Annotated in this window: 23 protein-coding genes and 1 tRNA gene; 11 read left to right on the forward strand and 13 right to left on the reverse strand. The window is 66.9% G+C overall.

Translation table 11 applies throughout. From position 1 onward, the window contains the following. Positions 1 to 66 precede the first annotated feature (66 nt). Positions 67 to 723, forward strand: a complete 657-nt coding sequence (locus ACWGSK_RS15760) for a response regulator transcription factor (protein ID WP_452456097.1) — start codon at positions 67 to 69, stop codon at positions 721 to 723. A 246-nt stretch (positions 724 to 969) separates the two neighbouring features. On the opposite strand, the gene ACWGSK_RS15765 is transcribed toward ACWGSK_RS15760, so the two are convergent. Further along, on the reverse strand, positions 970 to 1653 hold the full coding sequence (locus ACWGSK_RS15765) for a TetR/AcrR family transcriptional regulator C-terminal domain-containing protein (RefSeq protein WP_452456098.1): 684 nt from the start codon (positions 1651 to 1653) through the stop codon (positions 970 to 972). 39 nt (positions 1654 to 1692) lie between these two features. Between ACWGSK_RS15765 and ACWGSK_RS15770 the strand changes: the two genes are divergently transcribed. Both ACWGSK_RS15770 and ACWGSK_RS15775 read left to right on the forward strand, forming a co-directional pair. Then, a complete protein-coding gene (locus ACWGSK_RS15770; protein WP_358508659.1) occupies positions 1693 to 2571 on the forward strand; it encodes a CPBP family intramembrane glutamic endopeptidase in 879 nt (292 codons plus the stop codon). Positions 2572 to 2729: 158 nt separating this feature from the next. Further along, entirely contained in the window at positions 2730 to 3170 is a 441-nt protein-coding gene (locus ACWGSK_RS15775; protein WP_452456099.1) for an NUDIX domain-containing protein, read from the forward strand. A gap of 361 nt (positions 3171 to 3531) precedes the next feature. Here ACWGSK_RS15775 and ACWGSK_RS15780 read toward each other — a convergent pair. The 9 genes from ACWGSK_RS15780 to dnaA form a co-directional block, all read right to left on the reverse strand. Beyond that, positions 3532 to 3605, reverse strand: a tRNA-Ile gene (locus tag ACWGSK_RS15780). Between the two features lie 199 nt (positions 3606 to 3804). Next, positions 3805 to 4446, reverse strand: a complete 642-nt coding sequence (locus ACWGSK_RS15785; protein ID WP_358508663.1) for a DUF3566 domain-containing protein — start codon at positions 4444 to 4446, stop codon at positions 3805 to 3807. A 101-nt stretch (positions 4447 to 4547) separates the two neighbouring features. Further along, on the reverse strand, positions 4548 to 7166 hold the full coding sequence (gene gyrA, locus ACWGSK_RS15790) for a DNA gyrase subunit A (RefSeq protein ID WP_358508665.1): 2619 nt from the start codon (positions 7164 to 7166) through the stop codon (positions 4548 to 4550). 49 nt (positions 7167 to 7215) lie between these two features. Beyond that, on the reverse strand, positions 7216 to 9153 hold the full coding sequence (gene gyrB / locus ACWGSK_RS15795; protein ID WP_358508667.1) for a DNA topoisomerase (ATP-hydrolyzing) subunit B: 1938 nt from the start codon (positions 9151 to 9153) through the stop codon (positions 7216 to 7218). Between the two features lie 438 nt (positions 9154 to 9591). Further along, positions 9592 to 10047: a DUF721 domain-containing protein gene (locus ACWGSK_RS15800; RefSeq protein WP_358508735.1), complete on the reverse strand. Its 456-nt coding sequence runs from the start codon at positions 10045 to 10047 to the stop codon at positions 9592 to 9594. A 79-nt stretch (positions 10048 to 10126) separates the two neighbouring features. Beyond that, entirely contained in the window at positions 10127 to 11257 is a 1131-nt protein-coding gene (gene recF, locus ACWGSK_RS15805; protein WP_452456100.1) for a DNA replication/repair protein RecF, read from the reverse strand. A 96-nt stretch (positions 11258 to 11353) separates the two neighbouring features. Further along, entirely contained in the window at positions 11354 to 12256 is a 903-nt protein-coding gene (gene gnd / locus ACWGSK_RS15810) for a phosphogluconate dehydrogenase (NAD(+)-dependent, decarboxylating) (protein WP_452456101.1), read from the reverse strand. 111 nt (positions 12257 to 12367) lie between these two features. Beyond that, positions 12368 to 13507, reverse strand: coding sequence for a DNA polymerase III subunit beta (dnaN, locus tag ACWGSK_RS15815; protein ID WP_452456201.1), 1140 nt, complete (start codon positions 13505 to 13507; stop codon positions 12368 to 12370). Positions 13508 to 14664: 1157 nt separating this feature from the next. Next, positions 14665 to 16680, reverse strand: a complete 2016-nt coding sequence (dnaA, locus tag ACWGSK_RS15820; protein WP_452456202.1) for a chromosomal replication initiator protein DnaA — start codon at positions 16678 to 16680, stop codon at positions 14665 to 14667. Between the two features lie 782 nt (positions 16681 to 17462). Between dnaA and rpmH the strand changes: the two genes are divergently transcribed. From rpmH to ACWGSK_RS15860, 8 genes are all read left to right on the forward strand, one after another. Then, positions 17463 to 17606 (forward strand): 50S ribosomal protein L34, encoded by a 144-nt coding sequence (gene rpmH, locus ACWGSK_RS15825; protein WP_033303406.1) that lies wholly within the window; start codon positions 17463 to 17465, stop codon positions 17604 to 17606. 131 nt (positions 17607 to 17737) lie between these two features. Further along, positions 17738 to 18226, forward strand: a complete 489-nt coding sequence (rnpA, locus tag ACWGSK_RS15830; protein WP_452456102.1) for a ribonuclease P protein component — start codon at positions 17738 to 17740, stop codon at positions 18224 to 18226. After that, the gene (gene yidD / locus ACWGSK_RS15835; RefSeq protein ID WP_084392256.1) at positions 18223 to 18537 is read left to right on the forward strand and encodes a membrane protein insertion efficiency factor YidD; all 315 of its coding nucleotides are present in this window, start codon (positions 18223 to 18225) and stop codon (positions 18535 to 18537) included. Before rnpA ends, yidD begins: the two co-directional genes overlap by 4 nt. Positions 18538 to 18565: 28 nt before the next feature. Next, positions 18566 to 19504 carry a membrane protein insertase YidC gene (yidC, locus tag ACWGSK_RS15840; protein ID WP_452456103.1) on the forward strand — a complete coding sequence of 313 codons (939 nt, stop codon included), beginning with the start codon at positions 18566 to 18568 and terminating at the stop codon, positions 19502 to 19504. 143 nt (positions 19505 to 19647) lie between these two features. Continuing rightward, positions 19648 to 20136, forward strand: a complete 489-nt coding sequence (locus tag ACWGSK_RS15845) for a Jag family protein (protein WP_358508737.1) — start codon at positions 19648 to 19650, stop codon at positions 20134 to 20136. A gap of 376 nt (positions 20137 to 20512) precedes the next feature. Continuing rightward, positions 20513 to 21244, forward strand: coding sequence for a 16S rRNA (guanine(527)-N(7))-methyltransferase RsmG (rsmG, locus tag ACWGSK_RS15850; protein WP_358508681.1), 732 nt, complete (start codon positions 20513 to 20515; stop codon positions 21242 to 21244). Positions 21245 to 21447: 203 nt separating this feature from the next. Then, positions 21448 to 22275, forward strand: coding sequence for a ParA family protein (locus ACWGSK_RS15855; protein ID WP_358508739.1), 828 nt, complete (start codon positions 21448 to 21450; stop codon positions 22273 to 22275). A gap of 75 nt (positions 22276 to 22350) precedes the next feature. Then, positions 22351 to 23325, forward strand: a complete 975-nt coding sequence (locus ACWGSK_RS15860; RefSeq protein ID WP_358508683.1) for a ParB/RepB/Spo0J family partition protein — start codon at positions 22351 to 22353, stop codon at positions 23323 to 23325. Between the two features lie 294 nt (positions 23326 to 23619). Here ACWGSK_RS15860 and trxA read toward each other — a convergent pair whose 3' ends face one another. The 3 genes from trxA to ACWGSK_RS15875 all read right to left on the reverse strand — a co-directional run bounded on the left by trxA (position 23620) and on the right by ACWGSK_RS15875 (position 25490). Next, entirely contained in the window at positions 23620 to 23943 is a 324-nt protein-coding gene (trxA, locus tag ACWGSK_RS15865; RefSeq protein ID WP_358508685.1) for a thioredoxin, read from the reverse strand. A gap of 43 nt (positions 23944 to 23986) precedes the next feature. Continuing rightward, positions 23987 to 24919 carry a thioredoxin-disulfide reductase gene (gene trxB, locus ACWGSK_RS15870; protein ID WP_358508687.1) on the reverse strand — a complete coding sequence of 311 codons (933 nt, stop codon included), beginning with the start codon at positions 24917 to 24919 and terminating at the stop codon, positions 23987 to 23989. Positions 24920 to 25055: 136 nt separating this feature from the next. Then, entirely contained in the window at positions 25056 to 25490 is a 435-nt protein-coding gene (locus ACWGSK_RS15875) for a hypothetical protein (protein WP_358508689.1), read from the reverse strand. Positions 25491 to 25496 lie beyond the last annotated feature (6 nt).

Below are 25496 nucleotides of genomic sequence, written 5' to 3' on the forward strand. Positions count from 1 at the left end.
GTCCGTTCACCCCCGCATGAACCGCCCTGGGACTTCTCTGGCACGCGCCGCGAGGTGGCGTCGATAATGGCCCTACCGTGCGACAGGGCGTCGCACAAGGACGTTCCCGGGGAGGAAGACCTGATTCGTGTACTGCTCGCCGAGGACGAGGCGATGACCCGTGAGGCCATCGCGGCTCTGCTCGATCTGGAGCCCGACATCACGGTGGTCGGCCAGGCGGACAACGGTCGCGACGCCTTCAGGATCGCGTTGGAGTCGCGCCCGGACATCGCCATGCTGGACATCGAGATGCCCGACGGTGGACTCGTACTCTTGGGAAGACTGCGCAAGCACTGCCCCAACGTGCGCTGTGTCATCCTCACGCGCCACGCCAACCCGGGAACGCTGCGGCGGGCGTTGAAGGAGGGGGCGACCGGCTTCATCGCCAAGAGCACGTCCGCCCAGAGCCTGTCCAACGTCCTCAGGCGCGTCGCGGTGGGGGACAGGTACGTCGACCCTTATCTGGCGGCCGACGCGCTGGCGGAGCCGAGCTGTCCACTGAGCGAGCGGGAGCTGAGCATCCTGGCCGAGGTCGACCAGAGCACCACCACCAAGGACATCGCCGCCAAGCTCCATCTGGCCAACGGCACCGTGCGCAACTACCTGTCGGGGATCCTGGAGAAACTCGACGTCAAGACCCGTTACGAGGCCGCCGAGCTGGCGCGTGAGGCGGGCTGGATCTGAGCCGCCGGCGCCCAGGCCGCTCAGGAGGACATGAGCGTCACTCTGGACGAGGGTGTCGACTCGCCGAGCACCATCCCCTGCGGCATCACCATCTCCATCACCCTCGACTGCCAAGAGCCGTCGAGTCTCCTTCCCCACGGTTCGGGCCGGCCTCCACACGGAGGCCGGCCCTCCACGCGTTCGTGGACACTTGTCGACATGACGACGCGCCTCGTTGTCGACATGACGACCCTGGTGACCCAAGGGTCACCCACGGAGTCGTGCCTCGGCTCCCGTCAGGATCAGGTCCAGGGCCTGGTCGAAATAAGTGTTCTCCACCGCCAGGGCGTCGGCCTTGGCCACCGCGGCGGAGACCGCGCCCTCGTGCCCCTCGGGATGGTCGGCCTTGGCCACCCGCATGGCCACGGCCGACGTGGCCGCACCGAGGATCTGGTTCGACACCGCCCTGATCATGACCGCCTGACCCTCCTCGTCGGCACCGGACCCCTGGATCGCCTCGACGATCCGCCGTGACAGGGCGATCGCGTTGGGGCCGAGCAACGGTCTCGAACCGGCGAACTCGGCGGCCCACGTATGCTCGGTCAGGGCCATGTAGAAGCGGCGTGCGGCCTCCTTGATCGCGAGGTCCCAGGGCACGTCCGAGCCGGGGAGAGCCGAGGCGGCCCCCGCAAGGATCTCGTCCACGGCCAGGTCCACCAGATCCTCACGCCGCTCCACGTACCAGTACAGACTCGTCGCGTGCACCTCCAGTTCGGCGGCGACCTTGCGCATGGTGAGAGCCGAGGCCCCATCGCGGTCGAGTAGGGCGATGGTCCCTCCGACGATGCGGTCCCTACTCAGTGCCGGCTTCGCACGGCGTTTGCGCGGCGAGCGTTGGAAGACGCTCTCGAACTGCTGCTCGGATCCTGTATCAGCCATGCTCGACAGCATATCCGCAATCCTACGTTGTATGTATCTATCCAACGGTGTATGTTTCTGGGCATGGCAACAACGAGCTCCTCCACGCACCCCCTGTCCTCCGCCCCCTCCACCCCCGATCAGTCACGCACGACGGTCGTCGCCCCCCACGGACTCGGCGTCTTCTTCCTCCTGGCCTTCGCCTTCTCCTGGACGACCTGGTGGATCTTCCCTCGCCTGTTCCCCGGCGCCGACCCGATGCCGGCCGTCGTCATCGGGGCCTTCGGCCCGATGGTGGCCGCGATCATCGTCACCGCGGCCACCCAGGGCCGCCAGGGGGTGGGCGCGCTCTTCCGCCGCCACTCCCTTCGCCGCAGAGGCGGACTCCTGCCCTACGCGGCCGCCGTCCTGATCGTTCTCGCCATCGCCGGCTCGGCGGCGCTGCCCGTCTACCTGGGTCAGGCCGACCTTGACGAGGCCGCCCTTCGGCAGGCCCTGATGACCGTTCCGATCCAGTTCCTGGTCATCGCCCTGGTCGGTGGCGGCAACGAGGAACTCGGCTGGCGAGGCTTCGCCCTGCCGCGCCTCCAGGGAGCGCACAGCCCCCTGGCCGCGAACGTGATGCTGGGGATCATCTGGGCCGTCTGGCACGCCCCGCTGTTCTTCATGGAGGGCACCTCCCAGTCGAACATCCACTTCCCCTCGTACGTCCTGCTGTGCCTCGGGATCACCGTCGTCCTCGGCTACGTGTTCAACTCGGCCCGAGGCGGGGTGATCGCCGCGGTGATCACTCACGCCGCGATCAACGTCGCCTCGGGACTCAAGGGTGTGGCCGTGGGCGCCCCGGCCTCGCCCATCGAGGTCGGGCTGGTCCTGCTGGTCGCCCTGTTCCTTCTGGTCTGCACCCGCGGACGCCTGGGCCTGCCTCGGAACGCCGGCGTCGAAGGCTGACGACGAGGACTGACACGACGATGACGACCCTGCCCGCGCGGGCAGGGTCGTCATCGTCGTGTTCCCCACCGGGTGTGACGGAGACAGCGATCACGCATCGGTTCGCTCTTGGTTCTCGGTCGGCCCCATGGCCTCATTGCGTTCTCTAGGGTGCCGGTATGGACACACGAGTGACAGGCCTCCTTGTCGAGGACGGGAAAGTACTGCTCTTGGACCAGGACACCGACGGCCCACGCAGGTGGAGCTTGCCAGGTGGACGGGTGGAGGAGGGCGAATCGCTCGGTGACGCCCTGGTTCGCGAGATGCGCGAGGAGACAGGGATCAAGGCCGAGGTTGGGCGCCTGTTGTATCTGTGCGACCACATCGTCTCGGAAAAGGATGTGCACGTCGTGCACATCACCTTTGAGGTTCGCCGTACGGGTGGTTCTCTGGGGGACATCTCGGAAGGACTCGACTCGCGGCCGATCCGAGGAGTGGAATTCGTGAAGACCGGGGACCTACCCCACCTCGGATTCAGCGAACGCTTCGCGCGTTTGGTCGAGGACGGATTTCCCGGGGCCGGTTCCTACATGGGACCCAAGTCGGCGATCGGTCTGTGACAGGACGCTGATCAACTTCCGGTCAGGGTCAGCCAAACCGTCGTGGCCTCCGAGCTCGCCAGAAGTGGCGCGTTCCCGTGACGGCCACTCCGCTATGGCGGGAGCTACCGGGTGGCCGCCGCGGAGCTCCTGGAGCTGTTGGGCGTGCCACTGGCAAAGAGGGAAGCGTCGGCCAGAGCCGGGTCGACATGGCGATTCGATCTGTTGTCGACTTGGCGTCCTGTCGATACCCCTCAAGTACCGGGGGAGCACGGGCTCGGCAGGGGTCGGGCGTGGGGCTCCACGGTCAGATGACCGGTCGAAACAGAAAGAGCCCTGCTCTCCGAATGGAGAAGCAAGGCTCTGAACCGCACAAATCGAGTGGGCGTACCAGGACTTGAACCTGGGACCTCATCCTTATCAGGGATGCGCTCTAACCGACTGAGCTATACGCCCTCGTTCCGTCAGGAACTCTACCGTATCCCGGGGGCCTGGGCGAACCGGAGACCTCCTGGCACGAAAGAGGTGACGCGGGATGAACCACGTCCCTCTTCACCTCCCATTTTAGCCCGTTCACGACAGTGCTCGGACCGATCCGGAAGGTTCGTCGGGCCCGGCTCTCAGCAGCAGAGCCGGGCCCGACGGACGAACGAAACTACTCGGCCTCGGAGAGGGTGACGTCGACGCCACCGACCAGGTCCGCGACCAGGTTGTAGACCATCGCCCCCACCGTGGACAGGGCGGTCAGAAGCACGACGTTCAGCGCACCGACGACACCGGTGTAACCGAGGACGCGGCCGGGGGAGAACCAGGCGGCCGGGTTCAGACCCAACTCGTCGTCGCCACCGTCGCCCTCCAGGAGAGCGTTGATCATGTTGGTGAGTTCGTCGAAGACACCCAGCATCGACAGGACCGCGTAGATCACCGCGACGGCGACGAACAGGATGATGAAGCACACGAGGGCGACCACGAAGCTGAACTTCATGACCGACCACGGCTCCACCCTGGAGACGGTCAGGTGGGCCTTCCGGCTCGCCAGTGTCGCCTTGACGGCGGTCGGGCTCGCCGGCCCGGGGCTCGCCTTGGGCTCCTCGGGCGTGGACGGAGTCTCGGACTCGGGTTCCGGCGTGGACTCAGGCGTGGACTCGGACTTCACTGTGGCGCCCCCCGATTCCTGCTCGGCCGTTGTCTCCGAGGAGTCCGCAGCGGTCGGTTCCGCCGTCTCCACGTTCGAGTCCCCTGCGACACCCGCCGCGTCGGAATCTTTGCTGCTGGTGTTCGACTGATTCTCAGACATAGAAACGTTTCCGCTGGACTTTCATTGGGACGGATCGATCCGTGGGTCCCGTGGGGCCGCCGAAACGAACCCCACGGGACGTACTGCGTATAACGCGCAGTCTAGGCCTCGTTGTCGCCTTCACCCGAGACCTGACCGTCACCCGTGTCGGCGTTCGCGTTCTCGGCCGCTTCGACCGCGTCCGCGACCTCCTCGGCCTCCGCCTCTTCCGCGGCCTCCGCGTTGGCGGCCACGGCGACGATCTTGTTGCCCTTGTCGAGGTTCATCAGGCGGACGCCCATGGTGGTACGCCCGGACTGCTTGACCTCACCGGCTCCGGTGCGGATGACACCACCGGCGGAGGTGATCGCGAAGATCTCATCGACCTCCGGGTCCACCATCAGGGCGCCGACCAGCTTGCCGCGGGCCTCCACGACCTTGGCCGTCAGCACACCCTTACCGCCACGGTTCTGCGTCGGGTACTGCTCCGAGAGGGTCCGCTTGGCGTACCCGTTCTCGGTGGCGACCAGGACGTCGGTCGAACCGTCACCGGGCCGGATGACGTCCATGGACAGCAGGTAGTCGCCCTCCAGGAAGCGCATGCCGATCACACCACTGGTGGCGCGACCCATGGGACGCAGCGACTCGTCGGAGGCCGAGAAGCGGATCGCCTGGGCGTCGCTGGAGATCAGCAGCAGGTCGTCCTCGGAGAAGACCAGACGGGCGGCGATGAGCTCGTCGTCCTCGCGCAGGTTGATCGCGATGATGCCGGCCGAACGAGCGGAGTCGAAGTCCGCCAGACGCGACTTCTTGACCAGACCCTCGCGCGTGGCCAGCACCAGGTACGGCGCCGCCTCGTAGTCGCGCAGCGCCATGATCTGCGCGATCTCCTCGCCCGGCTGGAACGGCAGCAGGTTCGCGACGTGCTGACCGCGCGCGTCGCGTGCGGCCTCCGGCAGCTCGTAGGCTTTCGTCCGGTACACCCGACCCTGGTTCGTGAAGCAGAGGATCCAGTGGTGGGTGGTGGTGACGAAGAAGTGCTGGACGATGTCGTCCTGCTTGAGCTGGGCACCGCGCACACCCTTACCGCCGCGCTTCTGCGCCCGGTAGTTGTCGATGCGGGTGCGCTTGGCGTATCCACCGCGGGAGATCGTGACGACCACGTCCTCCTCGGCGATGAAGTCCTCCATGCGCATGTCACCCTCGAACGGGATGATGTGCGTGCGTCGCTCGTCGCCGTACTTCTCGACGATCTCGCCGAGTTCCTCGCGGATGATCGAGCGCTGGCGCTCCTCCGAACCGAGGATGTCGTTGTAGTCGGCGATGAGCGCCATCAGCTCGTCGTACTCGGCGGTCAGAGCGTTGCGCTCCAAGGCGGCGAGCTTGCGCAGCTGCATGTCGAGGATGGCCCGGGCCTGGATGTCGTCGATCTCCAGCAGACCCATCAGGCCGGTACGCGCCTCGTCGGCCGAGGGGCTGGCCCGGATGAGGTTGATGACCTCGTCGATGCGGTCCATGGCCCGCAGCAGCGCACGCAGGATGTGCGCCCGCTCCTCGGCCTTGCGCAGCAGGTACTTCGTCCGACGGACGATGACCTCGACCTGGTGCTTGACCCAGTGGCGGATCATCTGGTCCAGGCGCAGGGTGCGCGGCACACCATCGACCAGCGCCAGCATGTTGGCGCCGAAGGTCTCCTGGAGCTGGGTGTGCTTGTACAGGTTGTTCAGCACGACCTTGGCCACGGCGTCGCGCTTGAGCACGATGACCAGACGCTGACCGGTACGACCACTGGACTCGTCGCGCACGTCGGCGATGCCGTTGACCTTGCCGTCCTTGACCAGGTCGGCGATCTTCAGCGCGAGGTTGTCCGGGTTGACCTGGTAGGGCAGCTCGGTGATCACCAGGATCTGGCGACCGCGGCTGTCCTCCTCGACCTCGACCACGGCGCGCATCGTGATGGAGCCGCGCCCGGTGCGGTACGCCTCCTCGATGCCGCGCTTGCCCACGATGAGGCCGCGGGTCGGGAAGTCGGGGCCCTTGACCCGGGCCATCAGCTCGTCGAGCAGTCGCTCGTCGTCGGCCTCGGGGTTGTCCAGGTACCAGTAGACTCCCTCGGCGATCTCGCGCAGGTTGTGCGGCGGGATGTTGGTCGCCATACCGACCGCGATACCCGAGGAGCCGTTGACCAGGAGGTTCGGGAAGCGGGCCGGCAGGACGACAGGCTCCGAGGAACGACCGTCGTAGTTGGGCCGGAAGTCGACGGTCTCCTTGTCGATGTCCCGGAGCATCTCCATGGCCAGCGGAGCGAGCTTGCTCTCCGTGTAGCGCATGGCGGCGGCCGGGTCGTTGCCCGGCGAACCGAAGTTGCCGTTCGGGTCGACCAGGGGCATCCGCATCGACCACCACTGGGCCAGACGGACCAGGGTGTCGTAGATGGCGCTGTCGCCGTGCGGGTGGTAGTTACCCATCACGTCACCGACGACGCGGGCACACTTGAAGTAGCCGCGGTCGGGGCGGTATCCGCCGTCGTACATGGCGTACAGGACGCGCTGGTGGACCGGCTTGAGGCCGTCCCGGACGTCGGGGAGGGCGCGGCCGACGATGACGGACATCGCGTAGTCGAGATAGCTGCGCTGCATCTCGACCTGGATGTCGACGGGCTCGATCCGGTCCGTCACACGTTGCGGGGACTCCATGGGGGAGCCGCCCTCAGGGGCGTCGGGGTTATTCGCATCCGTCACGGATGTCGATCCCTTCTAAGCTTGCTGAAGCGAGTGGAACGGAGAGGACCTAGATGTCCAGGAAACGGACGTCCTTGGCATTGCGCTGAATGAAGGAGCGTCGGGACTCGACGTCTTCGCCCATCAGCACGCTGAACATCTCGTCGGCCTGGGCCGCGTCCTCCAGGGTGACCTGGAGCAGGACTCGGCTGTCGGGGTCCATCGTGGTGTCCCACAGCTCGTTGGCGTTCATCTCGCCCAGACCCTTGAAGCGCTGCACCATGTCGCGCGGGCGCGGGTCCCTCTTGCCGGCGGCGATGCCCTCCTCGATGACGCGGTCGCGTTCCGCGTCGGAGAAGGCGTAGCTCGCGTCCGAACCCTTCTGGTCCCACTTGATCTTGTAGAGCGGGGGCGCGGCCAGGTAGACGTTCCCGGCCTCGACCAGCGGCTTCATGAAACGGAACAGCAACGTCAGCAGCAGGGTGCGGATGTGCTGACCGTCGACGTCGGCGTCGGCCATGAGGACGATCTTGTGGTAGCGGAGCTTCTCCTGGTCGAAGTCCTCGTGGATACCGGTGCCCAGGGCGGTGATGATCGCCTGGACCTCCTGGTTCTTGAGGATCCGGTCGATCCGGGACTTCTCCACGTTCAGGATCTTGCCCCGGATGGGCAGGATGGCCTGGTTGTGCGGGTTACGACCACCCTTGGCGGAGCCACCGGCGGAGTCACCCTCGACGATGTAGAGCTCGCACTCCTCCGGCTTGGTGGACTGGCAGTCCGACAACTTGCCCGGCAGGGAAGTGGTCTCCAGGAGGGTCTTGCGACGGGTGAGGTCGCGGGCCTGCCGGGCGGCCACGCGGGCGCGGGCGGCCTGGCTGGCCTTGGACACGATGTCCTTGGCCTCACCGGGGTTGCGCTCGAACCAGTCGCGCAGGTGCTCGTTGGTGACCTTCTGGACGAAGGACTTGGCCTCGGTGTTGCCGAGCTTCGTCTTGGTCTGTCCCTCGAACTGCGGGTCGGCGAGCTTGACCGAGATGATCGCGGTCAGACCCTCACGGATGTCGTCGCCGGTGAGGTTGTCCTCTTTCTCCCGCAACAGCCTCTGGTCCCGGGCGTACCGGTTGACCAGGGTCGTGAGCGCGGAGCGGAAACCCTCTTCGTGGGTACCGCCCTCGGTCGTGTTGATGGTGTTGGCGAAGGTGTGCACCGACGAGGTGTAGGACTGGTTCCACTGCATGGCGATCTCCACGGAGATGCCATCGCCGTCCTCCTCGAAGGAGATGATCGACGCGTGCGCCGGCTCCTTCTTGGCGTTGATGTAGTCGACAAAGTCGGCCAGACCCTGCTCGTAGTGGTAGGTCTGCACGACGGGGCCGTCATCGGTGAACTCGGGGCGCTCGTCCCGGAGGGTGATGGCGAGCCCCTTGTTGAGGAAGGCCATCTCCTGCAGTCGACGGGAGAGCGTCTCGAACGAGTAGACGGTGGTCTCGAAGATGGAACCGTCGGCCCAGAAGGTGAGCTGGGTACCGGTCTCCTCGGTCGCCTCACCCTTGACGATGTCGCCGGTGGGAGCGGTCATCTCGTAGTGCTGCCGCCACACGTGCCCGTCCGTGCGGATCTCCACGTCCAGTGCCGTGGACAGCGCGTTGACAACGGATACACCGACACCGTGCAGACCGCCGGAGACCGCGTAGGACTTGCCGTCGAACTTTCCGCCCGCGTGCAGCGTGGTGAGGACGACCTCCACGGCCGGGCGCTTCTCCACGGGGTGGATGCCGACCGGGATACCGCGGCCGTTGTCGGCCACCCTGACCCCACCATCAGCGAGCAGGGTCACTTCGATGGCGTCGGCGTGACCTGCCAACGCCTCGTCGACCGAGTTGTCGACCACCTCGTAGACCAGGTGGTGCAGACCGCGCTCCCCGGTGGAGCCGATGTACATACCCGGACGCTTGCGTACTGCCTCAAGCCCTTCGAGAACCGTGATTGATCCTGCGTCGTAGGCCAAGTGGGAACACCCTCCTGCTGGGGACGCCTGTCGGCCGCGGCCGAACGGACGACGGTCAACCCACGGCAGGGTGATCGACAAGGGGCGGCGCACCGCGGACCCGGGGGATCACCGTTCACCGCACGGGCCGCCCGCCCACCCTCTACATGGGGGCGTGGTACCGGCTACAGGCGTCTGAAGAACCGTCCCCATGATACCCCGCCCGGTGCGACAAAGTGGCATTGGCGGCGCTGTGCCGCACCAGAACGAACGATCGGGGCGGGAGCCGAGCCCCTACACACGGGAGGGGCCACACACAAGTCCCGGCGCGCTTCAGTGCCCTCCCGCGAGCCGACGGCCCCCTCCTCCCCGGTTCGGCGACCAGGGGACGCCGGTGGGACCAAGGCGAACACCGCACCACATCTCACCCGAATCACCCCGAAAACCCTGGTCATGGGGTCATCTCCGCCGGGATCCCGGCCCCTTCACCTTGATGGTGATGACGGACCCGTCCCCGAGTTCCTCGTTAAGGCGTCGCATCAGATCCCGCACCATCGCACGTGCGTGAGCCGCCATCGTCGGTGAATCGGCGACAACGACAAGTTCACCTTCCGAATAACTTTCGGGGCGGAGATGTTCGGCATTGAAATCGCCCACGATGTCGGCCCAGCGCCCGAAGACCCCTCCGACGGCCACCTGCTCCTGCCAACCATGCTCGATCAGCCAGGTCCGGACCGCGTCCCCGAACAACTGGGGCTCGTTCCGTGACCGCAATCGGCCACGCCTTCGAGCCCTCGGGGCACCGCGGGGGACCGCACCGCGTTCCCGCGCCTCGGCCCTGGCCCGAGCGAGGGCCTGCCGGGCCAGATCCGCGCCGGAGGCCACCGGAGGAGTCGGGGAGGGCGCGCCGTCCACAGGCTGTGGACGACCGCCGACTCCGCCGGGCCCCTCTGCCCCACGCCCGGCCCCCGGATCCACAGGCTGTGGATAACGGTCACTCACCCTCGACCACCCCCCGGCGCACCCCGAACCTCGCACCATCGAGTTCCTCGGGGATGTCCGTCCCGATCGCGGCGGTCACCAGAACCTGTTCGGCGTCGCGCACCCGCTCGGCAAGGCGACGGCGCCGTTCGGAGTCGAGCTCGGCGAACACGTCGTCCAGGATCAGGACCGGGTCGTCGCCGTCGGCCCTGAGCAGGTCGAACGCCGAAAGCTTGAACGCCAGCGCGTACGACCACGACTCTCCCTGGCTGGCGTACCCCTTGGCGGGCAACTCACCGAGCCGCAGGTGGAGCTCGTCCCGGTGTGGACCCACCAGCCCGACCCCCCGCTGGAGCTCGCGCTCCCTGGCCGCGGCCAGGGCGGAGAGCAGGGTGTCCACGAGCCGTGGGCGGTCGCGCGGCAACTCGACCCCCTCCTCGACGGCCGAGGAACGGTAGGTGGGTACGGCCGGCCCACCCGATTCGGTCAGCCCCGCGTAGTTCTTCGCCACCAACGGGCGCAGTTCCTCGACCAGCCCCAACCGGGCGGCCAACAGTTCCGCCCCGGTCTCGGCCAGGTGGGAATCCCACACCTCCAGGGTGCTCAGATCCGGGGTCGCCCGCCGGCGCAACCGCGCCGACGCCGACTTCAACAGGGCGTTGCGCTGCTTGAGCACCCGTTCGTAGTCCGAACGCACCCCGGCCATACGCGGGGCGCGGGCCACCAGGAGGTCGTCGAGGAAACGGCGGCGCTCTCCGGGATCGCCCTTGACCAGGGCAAGGTCCTCGGGCGCGAACAGCACACTGCGCAGGATGCCGAGGATGTCCCGGGGTCGGCCCGCCGCCCCACGGTTCACCCGAGCGCGGTTGGCCCTGCCCGGGTTGATCTCCAGGTCGACGAGCATGTCACGCCCGTCCCGCATGACCCGGGTGCTGACGATCGCCCGTTCCGCCCCCATGCGGACCAGCGGAGTGTCGGAGGAGACCCGATGACTGGCCAGGGTCGCGACGTAACCGATCGCCTCGACCAGGTTCGTCTTGCCCTGGCCGTTGGAACCGACGAAGACGCTCACCCCCGGTTCGAGTTCCAACAGGGCCGATTCATACGACCTGAAGTCGGCCAGTTGCAGGTGGGAAACGTACATCCGGCCTTCCTCCTGGAGCGAGGGAGCTGGGTGATGGAAGGGAAGGGGTGCGGGGCGGCACGGGCCGGGCCCTGCCGCCCCGAAGGAGTCAGGGGGTCAGTCCTGTTGTTCGCCGCCGGAGTCGGTGGACTTGGTGACGGCGTGGCCCCCGAACTGATTGCGCAGCGCGGAGACGACCTTCATGGCTTCGCTGTCCTCCTGCCGGGAGGCGAAGCGTGCGAAGAGCGAGGCGGTGATGGCCGGAGCCGGGACCGCGAGGTCCACGGCGGCCTGCACGGTCCAGCGTCCCTCGCCGGAGTCCTGCACGTAGCCGCGCAGCTCCGACAGGTCCGGGTCCTGCTCCAGGGCGCGACCGAGCAGGTCCAGCAGCCAGGAACGGACGACGGTGCCCTCTCGCCAGCTCTCGAAGGTGCCGGGGACGTCCTTGACGATCCCCGAGGCGACCATCAGTTCGTAGCCCTCGGCGAAGGACTGCATCATGCCGTACTCGATGCCGTTGTGGACCATCTTCACAAAGTGTCCGGCGCCGACCGCCCCGGCGTGCACGAAGCCGCCGCCGTCGTCGGGGGTGAGGGAGTCGAAGAGGGGACGCAGACGCGCCACGTCCTCCTCACGGCCGCCGACCATGATCCCGTAGCCGTTCTGGCGTCCCCACACGCCACCGCTGACACCGGCGTCGACGTATCCGATGCCCTTGGCGTTCAGCGCCTCGGCGCGAGGAGCGTCGTCCACGTAGTGGGTGTTGCCGCCCTCGATGACGATGTCGCCCTCGGAGAGGAGTTCGCCCAGCTTCTCGATGGTGCCCGTGGTCGGGGCCCCGGCCGGAACCATGACCCAGACGACCCGTGGCGCCTGGAGTCGGTCGACGAGGGCCTCCAGGCTCTCCACGTCGCGTTCACCGGGGGAGGCGTCGTAGCCGACGACGTCGTGCCCCTTCTCCCGCAGTCGGGCGGCCATGTTGCCGCCCATCTTGCCGAGGCCGATCATTCCGAGTTGCATGTTTGGGCTCCCCCTTGGACACCTGCTGGACACGTGGAAGCCGACCGGCCGGGGAGTGGACGAGGCCACGACCCGGCCGGCGGACATCGGTCTTCGAGTCTGCCGGATCCGTCAGCCGGACAGGCGCACCGGCATGATCAGGTAGCGATATTCGGGGGCGCCACCCTCCTCGGCCGGCTTGCCGGTGAGGATCGCCGGCTTGGTCGAGGTGGTGAAGTGCAGGCGGGCCACGTCGGTGCCGATGGCGCCGAGACCGTCCAGCAGGTAGCCGGAGTTGAAGGCGATCTGGATGTCCTCACCGTCCAGGTCGGCTTCGAGGGTTTCCACGGCCTGTGCGTCCTCGCCGGTGCCGGCCTCCAGGACCAGGGCGCCCTGGGAGAAGGCCAGGCGGAGCGGCGTGTTGCGCTCGGCGACCAGGGAGACGCGCTTGACCGCCTCGACGAACTCGGCTCGCCCGACCTCGGCCACCGTGTTGAAGGTGTCCGGAAGCAGCGCGCGGTACTTGGGGAACTCACCGTCCAACAGACGGGTGGTGGTGCGACGACCACCGCCTTCGAAGCCCATCATGCCCTCACCGCTGTCACCGTCGGACAACGCGATGGAGACCTCGGCGCCCGAGGTGAGGGACTTGGCGGTGTCGTGCAGGGTCTTGGCCGGAACGAGGGCGACCGCGGAGAGTTCCGGGTTCGCGGGCTTCCAGGTCAGTTCACGCACGGCGAGTCGGTAGCGGTCGGTGGAGGCGAGCGTGATGGTCTCGCCCTCGATCTCGACCCGAACGCCGGTGAGCATCGGAAGCGTGTCGTCACGACCGGCGGCGATGGCCACCTGACTCACCGCGGCGGCGAAGACGTCGCTGCCGATCGTCCCGCTGACACCGGGCATCTCCGGAAGCGAGGGGTAGTCCTCCACCGGCATGGTGTTCAGGGTGAACTTCGCGCTGCCGCACGTCACGACGACCTTGGGACCGTCGGTCGCGATCTCCACGGTCTGTGGAGGAAGGTTTCGGGTGATCTCGGCGAGGAGTCGACCGGGGACCAGGGTCTGCCCGGCCTCCTCGATGTCGACGTCCACGGAGACCTGGGTGGAGACCTCGTAGTCGAACCCGGACAGGCGGACCCGCTGACGGCCATCGGTCTCCCCGGCATCGAGGAGGATGCCGGCCAGAACCGGCACCGAGGGGCGTGTCGGCAGTGTGCGCGCCGTCCAGGCGACAGCGTCGGCCAGTACGTCGCGTTCGACCCGGAACTTCACTTTCCGACTCACTTTCCGCACGACCGTTGGATCGGTCGCAGCCTCAACGTTGCAGCTCGTGGGTGTCTCTTGGGTCTACCGGGGGCTCCGTCGACAGGGTGTGGACGAACCGGCGTGAGGCGCAGGTCCGAGCCACGTGGAGCCGCCTCGGATCCCGTTGGGGTCACCGCTCAGATCGAGAGCGGCGCAGGACAGGGGCGAGAACACACGTTACCCGGATTCCTCCGCTGTCGCTGCCGGCTCGGGACCGGACCGCCGTCACCTCGATCTCGGGGCGTTGTCCACAGATTTTTCGCGGAGCGGTTTTGAAGCCACATTTGAGCTAAGGAAGGTGCGTAGTAGTAGTAGGGCCTGTGGATAATGTGGATAACCCTTGTTTTCGCAGGTCACTCCGGAGATTTTTGTCCACAGGACCTGTGGATGACCCTGTGTGTAACTCGGCTCGGCTGTGGACGAAAATCGGAGCCCCTAGTTTTTCCACACCCCGTCCACAGCTTCATCCACAGGTTTTCCCCAAGTTGTACACAGCAGCCGGTGGTTCGATGATCCGATGACGGGTTCTCATGTCCACAGGGCTACCCCGGGTTACCCACAGGCTCAGAGGGGTTGTCCACAGGTTATCCACAGCGTTGTCCACAGATTTTGGCCCCCTCCTGTGGATAACTTCGGGAAAAGTCAGCGAAAAAAATTTTGGGGCCCACTCACATAACGCGCGAACCTGGGCAAAGACTCTGTACACAGGGTTATCCACAGGCCCTCCCGAAGTTCTGTTCATCGCTCGTTGTCACGGTGCGTGCGTGATCCTGGCCGGCACCACTGTGAGGGGTCCGACAGTCGGCGAAGGCCCTGGAAAGCAGGGCGAACGGTCGACTTCGGGCACGGACACCACGGCTCTGGTACGACACGCGCCTATCACTCGTGATCGGCGATATCCCCGCACAAGCCTGTGGATAACTCTGTGGGGCGCTTCCTTGGGGCCGTGGAGGCTGTGGATCGCCCGGAAGCGGGCTCGTCGAGTCGACCTGTCGACCTGTGCACGGGTCGACAGGTCGACGGCGTGCCGGGGCGGGCACGAACGAGAGAAGAGGGGCACCGCTCGGCGGTACCCCTCTTCTCTCCTTATGTACGTGTCCCCTTGTCGACACGTCGCCAGGCGGTCAGGTCAGCGTGGGCTGGTCCTTGATCCGGCTGGTGAGCTCGTGCACCTGGTTGTAGATCGACCGGCGCTCGGCCATCAGGGCCCGGACCTTGCGGTCCGCGTGCATGACGGTGGTGTGGTCTCGGCCGAACTGCTGGCCGATCTTGGGCAGCGACAGGTCCGTCAGCTCACGGCACAGGTACATCGCGATCTGTCGGGCCGTCACCAGCACCCGCGAACGCGAGGTCCCGCACAGGTCCTCCAGACTCAACCCGAAGTAGGCGGCGGTCTGGGACATGATCGAGCTCGCCGTGATCTCGGGGACCTCGCTGTTGGGCACCAGGTCACGCAGTACCTGTCCGGTCAGGTCCAGGTCGACCGACTGCCGGTTGAGGCTGGCGAAGGCGGTGACGCGGATCAGCGCGCCCTCTAGCTCGCGGATGTTGGTCGAGATCTTGCTGGCGATGAACTCCAGCACCTCCGGCGGCGCCGCCAACCCCTCCTGCGCGGCCTTCTTCCGCAGGATGGCGATGCGCGTCTCCAGCTCGGGGGGCTGGACGTCGGTGAGCAGTCCCCACTCGAACCGGCTGCGCATCCGGTCCTCCAACGTCGTCAGCTGCTTGGGCGGACGATCGCTGGAGATGACGATCTGCTTGTCGGAGTTGTGCAGCGTGTTGAAGGTGTGGAAGAACTCCTCCTGCGTCTGCTCCTTGTTCTCCAGGAACTGGATGTCGTCCACCAGGAGCACGTCGATGTCCCGGTAACGGCGACGGAACCCGTCCGCCTTGCCGTCCCGGATCGAGTTGATGAACTCGTTGGTGAACTCCTCGGAGCTGACGTAGCGCACCCGCGAGCCCTCGTAGAGCCGGTGGGTGTAGTGGCCGATGGCGTGCAGCAGGTGGGTCTTGCCCAGCCCGGAACCGCCGTGGATGAACAGCGGGTTGTACGCCTTGGCGGGTGCCTCCGCCGCGGCCACCGAAGCCGCGTGCGCGAACCGGTTGCTGGACCCTATGACGAAGGTGTCGAAGGTGTACTTCGGGTTCAGGCGCGCGTAGTCACCCGGTGGGATCTCGGGGGACCGCCCCGGCGGAGACTTCGGGGAGGCTGTGAGGTCCCTCTCGGGCGGCGCGGGTGCAGGTTCGGCGGACTTCTCGGAACCCTCCGGGCGTGGAGCCGCGGAAGGTGTCGGCTCGGGGGCCGGGGCGGTGGGGAGATCGGCCGGTTCCGGGGCGACGGGGGCCTCCTGAGCCGGGGTCTCCCAGCGGTTGGGCTGCTCCCAGCCGGCCTCACCCCACCCCTGCTGTTGCCACAGCTGTTCCTGGGTGGGCCAGCCGCTGGAGGAACCCCAGGACGCGGGGGGCCCGGCGGCCGGTTCCGTGTGGCCCTCGGACACGGGAGAAGCGGCCGCCGGCGGGGAGTCGGGTCCGGGGGCGGCCGGGGGTACGCCATGATGCCGCGCCGGGTACTCCTGCCGCCGGGGCTCACCGGTGGCTGTGGCCGCCCAGGCTTCGGGTGCGGGGTCGTACCGGGGGCCTACACGCGGCTGGTCCGAGCCGAGCAGGTCGGCCTGCTCGGTGCCCTGGCCGGGGGTGTGGGCGCCCAGTGCCTCGGCCGGGTGTGGTGAGGCCGGCCGCGCGTGCTGTCCGCGGGGCTCTTGGTACGCCTGCGGTCCCTGCTGCGGGTTCGGGTTCGACGGCGGGGGACCGGGGATGGGTCGGGGCTGGTCCCGGCCCACGGGGAACCGGTCCGGGCCGCCATAGTGGCCCGGGGAGGTCGGGGTCGGAGGCGGAGTGGGCACGGCGGTGGGGTCGACGGTCACCGCGACCCGGATCTCCCGCCCCAGGTGTGCGGAGAGCGCCTTGCTGATCGCCGGGTAGAGACGGCTCTCCAGGACCTTCTTCGTGAACTCGTTGGGCGCCGCGATCAGTGCGGTGTCCTCGATCAGGCCGAGTGGACGGGTTTGAGGCAGCCAGGCGCGCTGGTGGGCGGGGAGGGCGTCGTTGTCGATCCCGTCCAACACGCTCGACCAGACCATTGCGAGGTTGACCTGTGCGTCAGCCAAGGTGACCTGCCATGGTTGCTGTCCCTTCGATGCGAATCTATTCGGGTGGGTTGCTCGGAGGCGTTGAGGGGACGGGGGAGTGGGTGTTGCGTGTCACTTCCGTGCGTGGGTCCGGGGGCCACTGCTTCCATTGTCCTCCCCTGGGGGAGGTGTCGGGGCAGGACCTCCGATGGGAAACCGGACTTCTCGTCCGGAACCACCCTGTGGACAACTCGTTCGCCGGTGGGTCGCCAAGGCTTTGACTACCTCCGGGTATCCACAGGTTCTCGCAGTTGTCCACACGTTGTGCACAGGTTTATCCACAGGATGACAGTCGGCCGTGCACAGTCGGAAGTTATCCACAATTTGCAGGTCAGGGCGTGTGTAAGGCATCCGTCCGCAGGATTTTCGAGCCCCTGGTGGGTGCCGCCGGCAAGTTATCCACAGGCTGAGGTTATCCACAGCCCCCGCCCCTTGTGGAACCCTCCCGCCCTGTGGACGCCCACTTGTCCACAGGCGTGTGGGCGATCGGCGCCCAGTGGTGCCCGACACCGGCCCCGGTGCCCTGTTCCGGTGGACCCGGACCGGCGAGGAGGGGTCTGATTTGACCCCGACCCGACCAGGTCGTATCTTCTTTATGCTTATGCCGTTGATTCTGCCTGCGCTCGTGTGTGTTCATCCACACGACGTCGCGGCCTCGGCAAACGCACTGTAAGGCCCCGCATATCATGGGGGGCCTGTCGTAGCATTTTCCTGACACGCCCCTGGAGCCAGTAGTGAGCAAGCGTACGTTTCAGCCGAACAACCGGCGTCGCGCGAAGGTCCACGGCTTCCGGCTGCGCATGCGTACGCGCGCCGGTCGCGCCATCATCGCCTCGCGTCGTCGTAAGGGACGCTCCGCGCTGACCGTGAGCCACTAGGCCACGCGAAGCCTCAAGTCTTCACTGGGACCGTCCGGCCTTCTCGCCGGCCGGTCCCTTTGTCGTGTGGCACGCCGGCCGTTCCGAGTGTGAGGTCCGGTGGTGCCCGCACCCCTCCCGGAGGAACGCCGATGTTGTCGCCACGGAACCGGATGCGTCACAGCACCGAGTTCGGATCGGTCATGCGTTCGGGGCGACGCGCTTCGAGCGACGCCCTGGGCGTGGTCTACCTCGCTCCGAAGCGTTCCGACTTCGCGGGGACCTCCGAGCGGGCGGATCCGCCACGGATCGGTTTCGTCGTGAGCAAGGCCGTCGGGGGAGCGGTGGTGCGCAAGCGCGTACAACGCAGACTGCGCCACCTGATGCGGGAACGATTGGGTGTTCTGCCAAACGGTAGCCTGCTGGTAGTACGTGCCAAACCTCTCGCCGCCCAGCTGCGCCAGGAGGACCTGGCGGTACGACTCGACAGCGCGATCGCCGCGGCCCAGCGACCCCGTGGGGCCGCGCGAGGCCGGGGCGGCCGTGGTGGGCGAAAGCCCCCCACGAGCGCCCCCGCGATCAGCGGAACAGACGGGAACCGCCGCCCCGACGAGGGCGCAGAACGGTGGACGAGCCGATGACCGAGCACAGACCGACGGCGTTCGCACGGTTGTGGATCCTGCCGATCCGCGGGTATCAGCGTTTCATCAGCCCGCTCTTTCCACCGGTCTGTCGCTTCTATCCTTCGTGTAGTGCGTACGCCGTCGAGGCGTTGCGCGTGCACGGAGCGTTGTACGGGTGGTGGCTCGCCGTCAGGCGTATCGCCCGTTGTCATCCCTTCAACCCCGGAGGACTTGATCCGGTTCCGCCGCCCCGAGGGCGCCGGAACGAGGAGTCCGAGGAGTCTACGGGCGGAACCGGGCAGACCGGCACCGCTTCCGGGGACCAGTAGCTGAACCGAATCACCGAGGAGTTGGCCGGTGCTCGACTGGCTTTACAACATCATCGGCCACGTGTTGGTCTGGATCCACTCGGGTCTGGCCCTCGTTGGTCTGGACCCCGACAGTGGGTGGGCCTGGGGCCTGTCCATCGTGCTGCTGACCGCCATCATGCGTCTCCTGATGGTGCCGCTGTTCGTCAAGCAGATGAACACGCAGCGCAAGATGCAGGAAGTGCAACCGAAGATCGCCAAGCTTCGGGAGCGCTACAAGCACGACAAGGAGCGACTCCAGCGGGAGTCGATGAAGCTGTACCAGGAGAGCGGCACCAACCCCATCATGGGCTGCCTCCCGTTGCTGCTCCAGATGCCGGTGTTCTTCTCCCTGTTCAGCGTGCTGCGTGGTGTGGCCGAGGGCAAGGTGCAGTTCGGCTTCACCCAGGAGTTGGTCGACAGCGCTCGTGAGGCGCTGATCTTCCACGCGCCCATCGCGGCCCAGTTCAACACCTCGCCCGAGGACCTCGCCGAGCTGGGGGCCACCGACCCCATCATGGCGAAGATCGTCATCGCCATCGCCTGTGTACTGATGGGCACGACGACGTTCCTGACCATGCGTCAGAGCATCAAGCGGAGCATCGCGCAGCAGCCCGACAACCCGATGATGCAGACCCAGAAGATCATGATGTACATGGCGCCCCTCTTCGGGCTCTTCGGTCTCATGATGCCGATCGGTGTTCTGGTCTACTGGGTGACCTCCAACGTGTGGACCATGGTGCAGCAGCACTTCCTGTACCGGAACCAGCCGGTTCCGGGCGAGGAGGCCCCGGCTGTGAAGGGCAACTCCACCAAGGGTTCGGCCAAGGGCATGCTCGGGCGTAAGAAGGTCGCCGAAACCGCTCCGGAGCCGACGGAACAGCCTAAGATCGAACGCAAGCAGCCGAAGAAGCAGACGCGCTCCAAGCGCAGCGGTGGATCCAAGTAGGGACCCCTGTTTCGTGTCGGCCGCGGCGACTTTCGAGTGCGCAGGCGACAATGCCCCTGAGGCGTACGACGGCCAGGGACCGACGGATATGAGGAGACGGGAACGCTGTGGGACGTAGCGAGGAAGAGAACGGCGGTGTAGCGGTGGCCCAGGCACCCGAGGCCGGTATTGATATCGAGGCCCTGGAGAACGAGGGCGACATCGCCGCGGACTACATCGAGGGTCTCCTCGACATCGCGGACTTCGACGGCGACATCGACATGGACGTCGAGGGCGACCGTGCGATGGTCTCTGTCGTCGGTGCCACCCTGGACGAGCTGATCGGTGATGAGGGTGAGGTCCTGGAAGCGCTCCAGGAGCTGACCCGTCTCGCGGTGCACCGGGCGACCGGTGAGCGCAGCCGGCTCATGCTGGACATCGGTGGATACCGGGAGGGTCGCCGCAAGGTGCTCTTCCAGATCGGCACCGACGCGGCGAACAAGGTCAAGGATTCCGGTGAGTCCCACTCGCTGGAGCCGATGACCCCGTTCGAGCGCAAGGTCGTGCACGACGCGGTCGCCGCCGCCGGTCTGCGCAGTGAGTCGGAGGGCGAGGAGCCCAACCGTTACGTGGTGGTGCGTCCGGCGGACTGACCGGAAGCCGCATCCTCGGGGGCGATGTTTCACGTGAAACATCGCCCCCGACGTATGTCCGGGGAGGGCTCCGGAGCTTCGCTCAGGTATCTTCCCTCGATTCGGGTGGCCCAGGGGATGTGTTTCACGTGAAACCCGGGGGCGCCTCACACATAGGATCGTCCCCGGGGCCTTCCCCACGAGTCGTCCCGTCCTCGGCAGTGCGAGGACGACCCCGATTCCGCGCCCAGCGCGATCCATCGGTGGGAGAGCCCTGTACGCGCGGACTGCCGTGATCCGCCGTGCGTCCCACTCGCCGTCGACCTGTGGACAGGTCGACAAGGCGATCAATGGTTCATGGAAGTGACGATGGACGAGTTCCGACAGGTGGTGACCGATGACCTCGGGCGCTGAGGAGACCGGCGCTACGCCCCCCGTACCCTCCTCACAGGCGGTGGAGGTGTTCGGCGACAGCCTGCCCGTGGCGATCCGTTTCGCTGAACTGCTCGCCGACGATGGCGTGCGCCGAGGGCTGATCGGCCCGCGCGAGGTGCCCCGTCTATGGGAGCGGCATCTCATCAACTGCGCTGTCGTTGAGGAGTTGATCCCGGAGGGGGCGGAGGTGGTCGACGTCGGATCGGGTGCCGGACTGCCCGGGCTGGTGATCGGGCTGCTGCGCCCCGACATCCGGATGACCCTCCTGGAGCCGCTGCTGCGAAGGACGGTCTTCCTGGAGGAGGCCGTCGAGATACTCGGCCTGGACAATGTGACGGTGCTCCGCGGGCGTGCCGAGGAGGTGCGTGGCGAGTTGTACACCGACTTCGTCACCGCTCGTGCGGTCGCGCCGCTGGCACGTCTGGCGGGTTGGTCGTTGCCTCTGCTGCGCAAGAACGGCAGCCTGTTGGCCCTCAAGGGGGAGCAGGCTGAGGCCGAACTCGCGGAGGCGGAACAAGACGTTTCGAAAATGCGGCCTAGCGTCTGCGATGTGATCAGGGTGGGGCGGGGTAAGGTCGATCCCGCTACCACGGTCGTTCGCGTCACGGTGACATCCGAGGGTGGTCCGTCCCCGTCCGAAGGTTCACAGAAGAAGAGACGGGGCGGCAAGAAGAAGCGCGGACGGAAGAGGTGAACTCATTCGTGCCCCACAATCCAGCCGACGACGCCGGCGTTTCACGTGAAACACCGGCGGGTGCTTATGGAGACCTGCTCGATGTTTCACGTGAAACATCGCCGGAACCAGCGGTGGGCCAGTCCCCTGTTTCAGGTGAAACATGGGGGGCCACGCACGCCGTCGCACCCGAAACGCCCATAGCGCAGGTGGCCCGTGCGGCCATGGCCGGCCAAGGACACGAAGACGCCTGGCCTCGCCCCAAGACCTGTCGCATCATCAGCGTCGCCAACCAGAAGGGGGGCGTCGGCAAGACCACCACGACGGTGAACATCGCCGCCGCCCTCGCCATGCATGGACAGCGCGTCCTCGTGGTCGACCTCGACCCACAGGGGAACGCGTCCACCGCTCTGGGCATGGAACGTGACGCCCAGACTCGATCCATCTACCACTGCCTGGTGGAGGACGAGGAGATCCGCAAGCTCGCCCAGCCGGTGCCGGACATCCCGAACCTGTGGTGTGCCCCGGCCACCATCGACCTGGCCGGCGCGGAGATCGAGTTGGTCTCGCTCGTGGCTCGCGAGGCACGTCTCAAGCGTGCCTTCGCCGCCTACGACACCACGGACCTCGACTACATCCTCATCGACTGCCCGCCTTCGCTCGGCCTGCTGACGGTCAACGCGATGGTCGCCTGCGATGAGGTCATGATCCCGATCCAGTGCGAGTACTACGCGTTGGAGGGGCTCGGTCAGTTGCTGCGCAACGTCGAGTTGGTCAAGTCCCACCTCAACACCGGGCTGTCGATAAGCACCATCCTGCTGACGATGTACGACGGGCGTACCCGTTTGTCCCAACAGGTGGCCGAGGAGGTGCGTTCGCACTTCGGGGACCTGGTCCTGAAGACGTTGGTGCCGAGAAGTGTCCGTGTCTCGGAGGCGCCGAGCTACGCGCAGTCGGTCATGACCTACGACCCCACATCCACCGGTGCGGTGGCCTACCTTGGGGCGGCGCGCGAGATCGCCCACCGCGCGGAGGGGATCAGCGCCGGCTGACGGCGACCGTTTCACGTGAAACATCCCGGCCGTCGGTCGGTCGGATCAGTACAAGGATTGTGAAGGGAATTGCCGGTGAGCCAGCAGCGGCGCGGACTGGGCAAGGGATTGGGGGCGCTCATCCCGCAGGGGCCGGCGGCCCCCGCGCCGGTGGAGAGTGTCCCGGAGGCACCCGCGCCCACCAAACCCACCACCCCCGAACCCGCGGTGGTCGAAGCCCCCAACGAACTCCCCGACGGCACCTACATCGACGAGATCGCGCTCACCTCGATCACGCCGAACCCCCGGCAGCCGCGTATCCACTTCGACGAGGAGGCCCTCGAAGAACTGAGGGACTCCATCGTCGAGGTGGGTCTGCTCCAGCCCATCGTGGTCCGCAAGCTCCAGGGCGGGAAGGATCCTCGCTATGAGCTGATCATGGGGGAGCGGCGGTTCCGGGCGAGCAAGTCCGCGGGTCTGGACCGGGTGCCGGCGATCGTTCGTAGGACCAACGACGACGAACTCCTCCGGGAGGCGTTGCTGGAGAACCTGCACCGGCAGCAGCTCAACCCGCTGGAGGAAGCGGCCGCCTACCAACAGATGCTGGACGACTTCGGGACCACTCAGGAGGAGTTGGCCCAGAGCGTGGGCAAGTCGCGGTCGCACATCTCCAACACGTTGCGTCTGCTGCGCCTCCCGGGGAAGGTGCAGAGGTGGGTGGCGGCCGGGGTGCTGAGCGCCGGGCACGCCCGAGCGCTTCTGTCGATCGATGACCCGGAGGCTCAGGAACGTCTGGCCGATCGGGTCAACAACGAGGGCCTCTCGGTCCGTACGTTGGAGGAGATCGTCGCCCTGCGCCGCAAGGGTCATGACATCGATGACGCGGAGAAGGCGCGCCGGTCCGCCGGGCGCATCTCCAACCCGCCTCAGGTCGAGGAGTGGGCGTCCCGTTTCGGGGACCGGCTCGACACCACCGTGAAGGTGGACATCGGCCGGAAGAAGGGCAAGATCGTCGTGGAGTTCGCGACGATGGAGGACCTGGAGCGGATCATCAAGCAGATCGAACCGTGATGGCGCCACCCTCGTGACCGAGCGGGGGCGTGATCCGAGGGCGGTGTTTCACGTGAAACACCGCCCTCGTTCGTGTTCGAGGGGCGCCGTCGAGGCGTCTTCGGGGGGCGCGTGTTTCACGTGAAACACGCGCCCCCCGCTTCCGAGATGTTTCACGTGAAACGCGAACGGCCTCGAAGGTGCTCGAAGCGCCAGGGTCCCCCTGGGGCGACCGGCGCGGGTCGGTTCGTACGCGGGTCGCCGAAGACGACGAAAGGCCCCCAGGTGTCACCTGAGGGCCTTTCGTGGGGTCGGTTAAAGGAACTCGCCGAGCTCCTTCTCCAGGACCCGCTTCGGCTTGGCGCCGATGAGCTGCTTGACGACCTTGCCGTCCTTGTAGACGTTCATGGTCGGCAGCGACATGACGTTGTAGGCGCGCGGCGTCTCGGGGTTCTGGTCGGTGTTGATCTTGACGACCTCGATCTTGTCGCCGTATTCCTCGGCCAGCTTGTCCAGGACCGGGGCCATCTGCTTGCAGGGGCCGCACCAGTCGGCCCAGAAGTCCACCAGCACGGGCTTGTCGCTGGCGAGGACCTCCTCCTTGAAGGTGGCGTCGGTGACGTTCTTGACGGTCGACACTTTTTGGTTCTCCTTGGTTCGACGAAACCGGGTGGGTGGAGGGTCAGTTGCCGTGTTCGGCGAGGTAACGCTCGGCGTCCAGCGCGGCGGAGCAGCCGGTGCCCGCGGCCGTGATCGCCTGGCGGTACTGGTGGTCGACCACGTCGCCCGCGGCGAAGACACCCGCGAGGTTGGTCCGGGTGGAGGGGAAGTCCGCCTTCACGTAACCCTCCCCGTCGAGTTCGATCTGGCCCTTGAAGAGCTCAACCCGCGGGTCGTGGCCGATCGCGACGAACAGGCCCGTCACGTCAAGGACGCTCTCCTCGCCGCTCTTGCGGTTGCGGACCTTGAGGCCGCTGACCCGCTCCTCACCGAGGACCTCGACGACCTCGGTGTCCCAGACGAACCTGATCTTGTCGTTTGCGAAGGCGCGCTCGACCATGATCTTGCTGGCGCGCAGTTCGTCGCGGCGGTGGATCACCGTCACGGACTTGGCGAAGCGGGTGAGGAACAGGGCCTCCTCCATCGCGGTGTCGCCACCGCCGACCACGGCGATGTCCTGGTCGCGGAAGAAGAAGCCGTCACAGGTGGCGCACCAGGAGGTGCCCCGGCCCGAGAGTTCCTTCTCGCCGGGCACGCCCAACTCGCGGTAGCCGGAACCGGTGGCCAGGATGACGGTGTGCGCAAGGAAGGTCTCGCCCCCGGCGGTGACCTCCTTGACGGGCTTGCTCAGCTCGACCTCGGTGACGTCCTCGGGGACCAGCTCCGCACCGAAACGCTCGGCCTGCTTGCGCAGGTTGTCCATGAGGTCGGGGCCCATGATGCCGTCCGGGAAACCGGGGAAGTTCTCCACGTCGGTGGTGTTCATCAGCGCGCCGCCGGCGGTGATCGAACCTTCGAAGACCAGCGGGCGCAGCTCGGCCCGGGCGGCGTAGACGGCGGCGGTGTACCCCGCCGGACCGGAACCGATGATGATGACATTGCGGACGTCGCTCACGCTGGTAGGCCCTTCAAGCAGTCGGCTTTCCTGGCCACGGTGACGTGACCGGAGGGAAGATGGTTAGCACAACCGATGGTAGGCGCACCGCATTCCCTCCGAGACATCCGTCCTGCTCGCGGGGTGGGCATGGGTCTCAGCGTTCGACGCCGCCTCCGGTCAGACCTCGGATCCCAAGGGCGATCCCACCCGCCACCGCACCCCAGGCGGCGTTCAGCACGAGCACCATCACCAGGGCGAAAGGATTGGTGAGCGGCCCCTGGAGCCGCCCGTCGAGGAGGGGCGACAGGACCGCGCTCAGCGCGATGGCGAAGACCCCGTAGGCCACACCGGTGTGGACGAGGGTGAGGAAGGGGCGCGGGACCCGCGCGATCAGGACCGCCGCGACCCACGACACGGTGATGAGGACGGTCGTGGCCACGGGGACCAAGGGGCCTTGGGCGAAGGCGTCGGCGATACCCGTGATGCGCAGCAGGGGCCGGACCAGGGCGAGCGCCCCCAGACCCAGAACGAGGGGCCACGTGATGCCGGAGAACAGTCCTTGTGGCGTGGACGGGGTGTGCTGCCGCATGGGTAC

The organism is Nocardiopsis sp. NPDC055551 (genome assembly GCF_053619415.1).